The following is a 10393-nucleotide window of genomic DNA, read 5'->3' as shown; positions in this document are numbered from 1 at the left end:
GTGCGGGACTCGGCGGACAATTCGGCGCTGTACGTTCTGATGCCCATGCGGGTGTGAGACGGGCCTCTTGTCCTTATACGTCAACCGCCTCACCTTGACCGCATTCCGTTCCTGGGAAGCCGTGCGGATCGAGGCGGACAGCCGTCCCATAGTCCTGACAGGACCCAACGGGGCCGGAAAAACCAACATCCTGGAAGCGGTCAGCCTGCTGTCCCCGGGGCGGGGCCTGCGCCGGGCCCCGCTGGCCAATCTCCAGCGCCTGGGATCGCCGCCGCACCTGTCCTGGGGCGTGGCGGCCACAGTCTGCAATGCCCATGGAACTGTGGATATCGGCACCGGCCGGGATCCCGAAGCCACCGGGCCTGCAGAGCGGCGGCTGGTGCGCATCAACGGCCAGCCGGTCCATAACCAGAACGCCTTGGCGGACCATCTGGCCATGGCCTGGCTGACCCCCGCCATGGACCGCCTGTTCCAGGAAGGCGCGTCCGAGCGCCGGCGCTTTCTGGACCGTCTGGTGTTCAGCTTTGACCCTGCCCATGCGGGGCGCATCAGCCGCTATGACAAGGCCCTGCGCGAACGCTCCCGGCTTTTACGGGACTCTGTCCGTCCGGACCCGGTCTGGCTGAAAGCGCTGGAGGACGAGATGGCCACCACGGGCACAGCTATGGCCGCCGCCCGGCTGGACATGGTCCAGAACCTGGATTCGGTCTGCAGCACATATAAGGGCCCTTTTCCAGCCCTGTCCGTCAACCTGTCCGGTACGCCGGAAGACTGGCTGGCCACCATGCCGGCGCTGGAGGCCGAGCAACGCCTGCGCGAGGCACTGGCCGCTGCCCGCGGCGGCGGGGAAGGTGACGGGACGACGCCCGGACCCCACCGCAGCGACATGCGGGTGCGCCATGTGGACCGGGACATGCCGGCGGAGCTGTGCTCAACCGGCGAGCAGAAAATCCTGCTGGTGGCACTGGTCCTGGCCCACGCCCGCCTGCTGAAGGCCAGTCGCAGCCGCGCCCCCGTCCTGCTGATGGACGAGGTGGTGGCCCACCTGGACGCACACCGGCGCTCGGCCTTGTTCGAGGCCATCCTGTCGCTGGGCGTGCAGGTGTGGATGACAGGCACTGACGCCGGGGTTTTCGATGAAATCCGCAGCCAGTCCCTGCTTCTGGATGTGGGCGGCGAGAAGGTGGTTACTTCGACAGCAGGCTCTGAACTGGTTGCCTGATTGATGTGAAGAAAATTTAATTACTTTCCCTGAAAGATGGCAAACTGCAGAAACTGGAACAACTTCAAGAAATCTGAAACATGAGCCATGTAAAGCCAGAAGAAATATTTGATCCCGGAATCAGGGCTGAAGCCGCTGCACGACTCAAGGCAACGGCAGAAGAGCTGAGGGAAAGCTGCCTGTCCCGCTGGAATACCATTGCAGCGTGGAAACAGGGGCTTTCTCCAGCCTGGAAAGCCTTTTTTGAAGGATCCGGATCTGTCCCGTCTGCAGACCTTCCCGGAAGAAAGCTCATAAAAACCGCTCTGCTCAAGATTGAGCTGGATTTTATGGAAAGGGAAAAACGGCTGAAGTTCTCGGACCGGTTGAGGTTTGTCTATACATGCCAGTCGGCCGGAGAATCTGGCGCAGATGTGTTTTACAGGCGCATGGCCCAGACTTTGAACTGCAGGATTGGTGAAATCAGGCTCCTCTTCACATTTATCGCACGCGGATTCGAACCATTACCTGCCCCTTCTCCAGAAGACCTCCTGCCAGCCCTCCGGGCTCCCATGCCCTGAGCAGTTTGTGCCAAAAACTGCGTGTTTCATGAACCGGGATATCCGGTATAGTTCCTTCAGCATCTGATGGTTTGATGTTGCGCACAGCCGTGCTATAAAGCCCTTTCCTTTTACGATGACAGGCTGAATCCTCACCACACCGGCCCCGTCCGGGCAGCCTGCATTGCATAAACCTCCTGCAGAACCCGCCGGGACGAGGGGAGTGCCAGGAGAGAGGACCGAAAAACCGGAGCGTACATTGATGTACGTGAGGATTTGAGGACCGCAACGACGCAGCAATCACCCGTCCCGGTTAGGGTTATGCAACAGCAAGGACTGATCTGAATGGCTTCGTTTGATATCGACGGCGGTTCCATCCGGAAACTGGCAGAGCTTCTGAAGGAAGCGGACCTGACAGAAATCGAGTACACCGAGGGTGACCGGCGTATCCGCGTGACCCGCGGTGGTGGCGCTGTGACCTTTGCGGCGCCCGCCCCTGCTGCTATCGCTCCTGCCGCGGCCCAGCCTGCTGCAGCGCCACCGGTTTCCGCCAACGCTGTCACGTCCCCCATGGTGGGGACAGCCTATTTGTCCCCCGAGCCGAACGCCGCCACTTTCGTCAAACAGGGCGATGTGGTGAAGCCGGGCCAGACCCTGCTGATCATCGAGGCCATGAAAGTCATGAACCCCATCAAGGCCACGAAGGGCGGGACGGTGACGAACATCCACATTTCCAACGGCCAGCCGGTCGAGTTTGGCGAACCCCTCATGACTATCGAGTAAGGGGGACTGTCCGTGTTCGAAAAGGTCCTGATTGCCAACCGGGGAGAGATTGCCCTGCGGATCCACCGGGCCTGCCGCGAGATGGGCATCCGCACAGTAGCGGTCCACTCCACGGCCGACGCTGACGCCATGCACGTGCGCCTGGCGGACGAAAGCGTCTGTATCGGCGGACCATTGGCCAAAGACAGTTATCTGAACATCCAGGCCCTGCTGGCAGCAGCAGAAATCACACACGCGGACGCCATACACCCTGGCATCGGCTTTCTGGCCGAAAATGCGAAATTCTGCCAGATGGTCGAGGAGCACGGCTATACCTTTATCGGCCCTGCGCCGGAGCACATCCGCATCATGGGTGACAAGGTGGAAGCCAAACGTACGGCCCTCCGCCTGGGCCTGCCCTGCGTTCCCGGATCGGAAGGAGCCGTGGAAACGCTGGAGGAAGCCCAAAGACTGGCAAAGGACATCGGCTATCCCGTGCTGATCAAGGCGGCGGCCGGTGGCGGCGGCAAGGGCATGAAGGTGGCCCGCGATGCCGAAGGCCTGGCCGAGGCGTACCAGTTTGCCCGCTCGGAGGCCAAGAACGCCTTCGGCAACGACCAGGTCTATATGGAAAAGTACCTGGAACGGCCGCGCCATATCGAGATCCAGGTGCTGGGCGACACCCATGGCAACGCGGTGCACTTTGGCGAGCGCGACTGCTCGATCCAGCGCCGCCACCAGAAGGTGGTGGAGGAGGCCCTGTCCCCCGCCCTGAACGCGGAGGAACGCAAATACATCGGCGAGCTGGCGGCAAAGGTCGTGCGCGACATGGGCTATCGCGGCGTGGGCACCATGGAATTCCTGTACGAGGACGGGAAGTTCTATTTCATCGAGATGAACACCCGCCTGCAGGTGGAACATACCATCACGGAAATGATCACCGGCATCGACCTGGTGCGGGAACAGATCCGCGTGGCCACAGGCGCACCGCTGGGATTTAAACAGAAAGACATCCACTTCGAGGGCCACGCCATCCAGTGCCGCATCAATGCGGAAAACCCGAAGACTTTTATCCCCTCCCCCGGCCAGGTCACGGAATTCCATGCGCCGGGCGGCCTTGGTGTGCGGGTGGACAGCGCCCTGTACGACGGCTATCGCATCCCGCCCCACTACGACAGCCTGGTGGCCAAGCTGATCGTGCATGGCACCAACCGGAACGAGTGCCTGCTGCGCCTGCGCCGCTGCATCGAGGAATTCGTGGTGGGCGGCGTGGAAACCACCCTGCCCCTGCACGCCCGCATCATCAACCAGCCGGATTTCATCAACGGCGACTACACCATCCACTGGCTGGAACGCTTCCTGGCGAAGGAAGAGCAGAAGGGGTGAGCAGGAGATGTCCGGCGAAACCGACCTGAAAAAACTTCTGGCTACCATGTCTCCGGCATTGCGGGAGGGCGTGTACGGCTTTCTGTCCCTGGGCCAAGTTCCTGTTCCCTAAAACGTGATCCCCATCATGCTGTACCGGAAGGAAGAGGGGCTTGCGGTCATTGCCCTCTGGCAGACCAGTTAAAGGCCGCCGGGCTGAATTACATCTATCCCAGCCGGATGATTACAATGACGGTCCACTCCTCGCTGGAAGCGGTGGGATTCCTTGCGGCCCTGACAACCCGTCTTGCCGCTGCAGGCATCAGCGTCAATCCCGTTTCGGCTTTTTACCATGATCACCTCTTCGTTCCCGAAAACCGTGCCGAAGAAGCCGTTCGCCTGCTGGTGAACATGGCGCAGGAAGCAAAGAAAGATCTGTCAGATCCTGCACCGTGACAGCATTCTTACTCTCACTTTCGGGAAGATAGACTTCCTGTCATCCTGAAGGAACGTGTCAGAGCGACTGAAGGATCTTTTGCACAAAACAGGTCCTTCGACTTCGCGTCACTGGGTGACGCTGCGCTCAGGATGACAGGATAAGCCGGGGCGTTTTACGAAATCCCGTTTACCGCACCGCAACCGGAACCCGGACGAGAACCGTGCCGGACGCCAGGGAATACCGGACCTCATAGGCGCCGGGCTGGGCCGGGGCTTTCAGGGTGACGGGATTGCCACGGCTGGTCTCCTGATATGACAGCCATGTTTTCTGCGGCGCGCCGGCCTTGACGATGGTCACGTAATCACCCTTGTAGTTCGGCCCCATCCATGTCACCTGGAAAGCCTCTCCGGCCCTGACAGCCGCCGGGGCGGATATTGTGGCTGAAACCGGCGCCACGGTGATGGCCTGCCGGGCCAGAATATTGCCTTTTGCCGTGGAATAGCGCAGCTCCCACGTCCCCGGCTGGTCCGGCGCCATGAGGGTCAGGGGATTACCCCGGGCCGTTTCCTGGTACGACAGCCAAGTGCCCACCGGGGCATCAGCCTTCACGATAGTCACGTAATCCCCCGCATTGCCGGGCCCTGTCCAGGTGATCTGGAACGGAGCTGCAACCACAACAGCCGCCGGGACTGCGAGGGTTACTTCCGGCTGCCGGACCGCCAGGGACGCCCGGCCCGCCACGGCCTGTGTGGCGCCGTGGATGTACCGGACTTCGTACACACCGGCCCATTCCGGAGCCTTCAGGGTGACGGGTGGTGTTTTCAGGACATCGCTGCTGAACAGGGTTTGTTCCGCCCGTCCTTCTGCTGCCGGACGGATGATCTGGAGAAAATCTCCCGATCCCGCCTGTCCCGTCCAGGACACGGAAAAGGCCCCGGACAGCGGCACCTGGGCCGGTGTCAGGGAAAGGCTGACAGCGGGAACAGCCGGTTTCTGCTCCCCTACAGGCTTTGGCACAGAAGTTGGAGCGGGTGCGGGCGGAGTCTCGCGCACCACCACAGTCTGCAGGGCCTTCTGCAGCTGGGCCGCGCTGGCCGCCGGCAGATAGAGCCCGCCTGTGCTTTCCGCCATGCACCGCAGCTGCCCGGTCTCGCTGTCCTTTACATCAAAACCGATCACATGAACGGTCAGGTCCACGCCGGTTTTTTCCAGGGTCTTCGCAACGCCGCAGGGGTCGGGATTGCAGGTTTCCAGACCATCGGTCAGCAGGATGACCGTCGCCTTGTTCTCTGTGTACTTCAGGTCTTCCGCGGCTTTTTTGACCGAGTCGGCCAGCGGGGTCTTGCCTTTCGGGCTGATGGCGTTCACCCGGGCCAGAAAGTCCGGCGTCACCGGACCCGGGGACAGAAGCGTCTCGATGTCCGTGCACTCGCCCTTGCTCCGGTGGCCATAGACCACCAGACCCAGATCATCCTGCGGGTTCCAGGTACCCAGCATGCCGGCAACAACCTGTTTCGCGATGTCCATTTTGGGCGTGCCATCGACCTGCCCCCACATGCTGCCCGAGGCGTCCAGTACCAGGATGGCCGAGATTTTGCCCCGCTGTTTTTGTTGCGCGACCGGCGGAGTCTGAGCTATCGCAGGCAGGGCGAGAAGCACGACGCACAGGGCAGCGGGGAACAGGGGACGCATGGTTCCGGCCTCCGGACGGGTATCGGGAAACCTGATCGTAGATTCTGTGCAGGTCCGTGGCAACAGGGCTTATGACATCTTTACCTCTCCCCCTGAGAGAGAGGTAAGGGTGCCTGTGATTAACCCAAAAATGGCTTTTTATTGAGACCGGACCGGGAATCGGATAGATCAGGCATTATGGCATTTCCATCGGGTTTTCTGGACGAGCTGCGCTCCCGCCTGCTGCTGTCGTCTGTTGTGGGACGAAAGGTGCGGCTGGCCCGCGCCGGGCGCGAGTACAAGGCCCCCTGCCCGTTCCACAACGAAAAAACTCCCAGTTTCTACATCAACGACCAGAAGGGCTTTTTCCACTGCTTTGGCTGTGGCGCCCACGGGGACGTCATCGGTTTTACCATGCGCATCGCCAATCTGGCGTTTCCGGAAGCGCTGGAGCAGCTGGCGGCCGAAGCCGGACTGGAAGTCCCCCGCCCCTCCGCCGCCGAGCGGCAGCAGCACGAGCGGCACAAATCCCTCCATGACCTGCTGGAGCAGGCCACGGTGTGGTTCGGAAAACAGCTGTATGCGCCGGCGGGCAGGCAGGCGCTGGAGTACCTGCGCGGCCGGGGACTGGATGATGAGGCCATCGCCCGCTTCAGGCTTGGGTACGCCCCGGCAGACGGCAGCGCCTTGCGCCAGGCGCTGGCCAGCCAGAAATTCCCTGCCCACCACATGCTGGAAGCCGGGATTCTGAAACAGCCGGAGGACGGCCGGGAACCCTACAGCTTTTTCCGCAACCGGGTGATTTTCCCCGTGGCTGACCGCCGGGGCCGGGTGGTGGCTTTTGGTGGCCGCCTGATCGAGGGGGACGGGCCCAAGTACATCAACTCGCCCGACACGCCGCTGTTCCACAAGGGCAGCCTGCTGTACGGCCTGTCCCGGGCCCGGCAGGCCGCCGCGGATGGCCAGCCGGTCATCGTGGCCGAAGGGTACATGGACGTGATTGCCTTGGTCCGGGCCGGCTTCCAGGGGGCGGTGGCCCCGCTGGGTACGGCGCTGACCGAAACCCAGCTGGACGTCCTGTGGAAACTTTACCCCATGCCGCCCCGGATCCCGGTCCTGTGCCTGGACGGGGACAGTGCGGGCCAGAAAGCGGCGTTCCGGGCTGTGGAGCGGGCCATCCCCCTGCTGAAACCGGACCAGTCCCTGCGCGTGGCCTTCCTGCCGCAGGGGGAGGATCCGGACAGCCTGATTCGCAAGCGGGGCGCCGAAGCCATGAAATCTGTCCTGGAGAGCGCACGACCACTGGCCGATGTGCTGTGGGACATGGAAACAGCCAGGAAAAAGACCGACACGCCCGAAGGCAAGGCCGGCCTGCGCCAGGCGCTGGAACAGCAGGTGAGCCGCATCGCCGACCCCGCCGTCCAGTCCTTTTACCGCCAGGACCTGCGCCGGCGACTGGACGCGGCCTTTGGCTGGCGTCCGGCGGCCCGGTTCTCTGGTCCCGGCAAAAAACCCACACCAGCAGCCAGCCGGGGACCTGTCACCCGGGTCCTGCCGGTCCGGGCACAGCAACAGCGGGAGCGGGTCCTGCTGGCCACGCTGTTGCGTTATCCCGCTCTTTTTGCCGAGGTGGCCGAATCGCTGGCCTCGGTCAGTTTTGACCCCGGCCCGGCAGAGAACCTCCGGGCAGCCCTGGTGGGACTCCTGGAGGCCAATCCGGACCTTGAAACCGCGGCTCTGCGACACCAACTGGAAGGAATGGGACTGGCGCAGGCCCTGCAGGAAGCTGTGGACAGCGGGGCGGGCATTCATGCCCGTTTTGCTTCGGCCAGCGCTTCGGAGGACGAGGCCAGGGAAGGCTGGCTCCACACCTGGGACCTGCTGCGCAGGGAACAGCTGAAAAAGGACATGGACCGGGCCCGGGAGACGCTGGCGCAGGATATGGACGCGGAAAAACTGGCCCGGCTGGTCCTTCTGGGGGATGAAATGCGGCAGGGATCCGGGGGGACGGACAGTACGGACCCTCAGTAAGCGGTTGCTACGGAACAGAACATGTAATAAAAAGCACGTTCCGGTATTCTGGCAAGGACCCGAAGGGCTGGTTCTGCGTTTCTGCAGGGGAAGGGGTTCATACCCCGGATTGGGATAACAGGGACACGGGCTGATGGCAGGCAAGAAAAAAGCCGGTTCAAAACCGGAAGCAAAAAAGCAGAAGCAGCAGAAGCGCAATATCGCTGGCGCTGCGGCTTCTGCGGCTGCGTCCGAGGCCCCGGTCCTGGACATGTCCGCCCAGGCGGTCAGGAAGCTGATCGCCCGGGGCAAGGAACGCGGCTATATCACCTATGACGAGCTGAACACCATCCTTCCCCCGGACAAGTCATCGTCCGAGCAGATCGAGGACGTGATGGCCCTGCTGTCCGACATGGGCATCAGCATCGCCGAGGCCGAGGACCAGGAAGAAGCAGAGGCCGAAACAGCAGAGCCCGCTGCCGACCCCCGGAACCAGGAAGACGCCGCCGGGGACGGCGAGCGCACCTCCGGCAATCTGAGCGACAGCGAGGTCAGCCACACGGATGACCCCGTCCGCATGTACCTGCGCGAGATGGGTGCAGTGGAACTTCTCTCCCGTGAGGGGGAAATTGCCATCGCCAAACGGATCGAGGCCGGCCGCGAGATGATGATCGGCTCGATCTGCGAATCACCCCTGACCTGTATCGCCATCTCTGAATGGCGCAACGCCCTGGCGGCCGGGACCATCCATCTGCGGAACATCCTGGATCTGGAGGCTACGTACGGCACAGGACCGGGCGAAGGCGACCTCTCCGATGGCATGGACGAGGAAGAGGACGAAGCCGGGGAAGGCGCCGAAGGTGGCGAGGGTGAAGGCGAAGGAGATGACGAGGAAGCCGGCGTCTCCCTGTCGGTCATGGAACAGGCCCTGCTGCCCCAGGTTCTGGAAGCCTTTGACAGCATCCTGCCTATCTATGAAGGGATGCTGAAATCCTGGAAGCAAAGCCTGAACGCCCTGAAAAAAGGCGCCCCTGCGCCAAAGGGCCATGACAAGAAATACGAAAGCCTGAAACAGGACCTGCGCCGGCAGTTCGAGAAAATCCGCCTTAGCAACGGCTGTATTGAACAGCTTCTGGAAGAGCTGTACGGCCTGAACCGCAAGCTGATGGGGCTGGAGGGCAAGCTGTTGCGCCTCGCCGTGGACAGCAAGGTGGGCCGCGAGGAATTCCTGAACCGCTATTACGGCAGCGAACAGAACCCGGACTGGCTGGACAGCCTGAAAAAACTGCCCGGAAAGCCCTGGCAGAAATTCCTGGAAAAAAAGCCCGAGATACTGAAACTGCACAGGGAAATCGCCAGCCTGGCGGACGCGGTCGGCATGCCTGTGGGCGAATTCCGGCGCATCGTCTCCACCGTCCAGAAGGGCGAGCGGGAATCCAACCGCGCCAAAAAGGAAATGATCGAGGCCAACCTGCGCCTGGTCATCTCCATCGCCAAGAAATACACCAACCGCGGCCTGCAGTTCCTGGACCTGATCCAGGAAGGTAACATCGGCCTGATGAAGGCGGTGGACAAGTTCGAATACCGCCGCGGCTATAAATTCTCCACCTACGCCACCTGGTGGATACGGCAGGCCATCACCCGGTCCATCGCCGACCAGGCCCGCACGATCCGCATTCCCGTGCACATGATCGAGACCATCAACAAGCTGGTGCGCACCAGCCGGCAGATGCTGCACGAGATCGGCCGCGAGCCCACGCCCGAGGAACTGGCCGAGCGCCTGATGATGCCGCTGGAAAAGGTCCGCAAGGTCCTGAAGATCGCCAAGGAACCCATCAGTCTGGAGACGCCGATCGGGGACGAGGAAGATTCACACCTGGGCGACTTTATCGAGGACAAGAATGCGGTCATGCCCCTCGACGCCGCCATTCTGGGCAACCTGCGCGAGACCACCACGCGGGTGCTGTCATCCCTGACCCCGCGTGAGGAACGCGTCCTGCGCATGCGTTTTGGCATCGGCATGAACACGGACCACACCCTGGAAGAGGTGGGCCAGCAGTTCAGCGTGACGCGCGAGCGTATCCGCCAGATCGAGGCCAAGGCCCTGCGCAAGCTGAAACACCCCTCCCGCAGCCGCAAACTGCGCAGCTTCCTGGAAGACAGGTAGTCTGTCACAGCACTTTATGGTTCCGGGATTGCTGCAGGAGGCCCTGAACGGGCGGACCTGCCCTGCAGGATACATGTCCGCACATGATCCAGCCGGGTCATGGACACGGAATATCGTGGCAACGTCCTGACAATATCCATGGCGTACCGGAAGATTCTGTCCGTCTGTTCTTTTGCCGCCGCACTCCCCTCAAACGGATATGTGATGGCATCGTGCCA

General features: G+C 62.1%; 6 protein-coding genes and 1 pseudogene. 6 read left to right on the top strand and 1 reads right to left on the bottom strand.

Features of this window, described 5'->3' with window-relative positions:
- Window positions 1-67: 67 nt before the first annotated feature.
- The 4 genes and pseudogenes from recF (at window position 68) to M3O22_06560 (ending at window position 4344) form a co-directional block, all read left to right on the top strand.
- On the top strand, window positions 68-1222 hold the full coding sequence (recF, locus tag M3O22_06575) for a DNA replication/repair protein RecF (GenBank protein ID MDP9196410.1): 1155 nt from the start codon (window positions 68-70) through the stop codon (window positions 1220-1222).
- An 884-nt stretch (window positions 1223-2106) separates the two neighbouring features.
- Complete coding sequence (gene accB / locus M3O22_06570; GenBank protein MDP9196409.1) at window positions 2107-2544, top strand: acetyl-CoA carboxylase biotin carboxyl carrier protein; 438 nt, start codon at window positions 2107-2109, stop codon at window positions 2542-2544.
- A gap of 12 nt (window positions 2545-2556) precedes the next feature.
- On the top strand, window positions 2557-3909 hold the full coding sequence (accC, locus tag M3O22_06565) for an acetyl-CoA carboxylase biotin carboxylase subunit (protein ID MDP9196408.1): 1353 nt from the start codon (window positions 2557-2559) through the stop codon (window positions 3907-3909).
- Between the two features lie 7 nt (window positions 3910-3916).
- Window positions 3917-4344: pseudogene (locus M3O22_06560) on the top strand (ACT domain-containing protein).
- 169 nt (window positions 4345-4513) lie between these two features.
- Here M3O22_06560 and M3O22_06555 read toward each other — a convergent pair.
- Entirely contained in the window at window positions 4514-6019 is a 1506-nt protein-coding gene (locus M3O22_06555) for a VWA domain-containing protein (GenBank protein MDP9196407.1), read from the bottom strand.
- Between the two features lie 177 nt (window positions 6020-6196).
- On the opposite strand from M3O22_06555, the gene dnaG reads away from it, so the two are divergent.
- Together dnaG and rpoD are read left to right on the top strand one after the other, a co-directional pair.
- Entirely contained in the window at window positions 6197-8029 is a 1833-nt protein-coding gene (gene dnaG / locus M3O22_06550) for a DNA primase (protein MDP9196406.1), read from the top strand.
- Window positions 8030-8162: 133 nt separating this feature from the next.
- Complete coding sequence (gene rpoD, locus M3O22_06545; protein MDP9196405.1) at window positions 8163-10175, top strand: RNA polymerase sigma factor RpoD; 2013 nt, start codon at window positions 8163-8165, stop codon at window positions 10173-10175.
- Window positions 10176-10393: the final 218 nt, after the last annotated feature.

The sequence above is a fragment of the Pseudomonadota bacterium genome, assembly GCA_030775045.1.
Classification (GTDB): Bacteria; Pseudomonadota; Alphaproteobacteria; order JALYJY01; family JALYJY01; genus JALYJY01.
The sequence above is the reverse complement of the archived record's forward strand: the minus strand, read 5'-3'. Positions and strand labels throughout refer to the sequence as shown.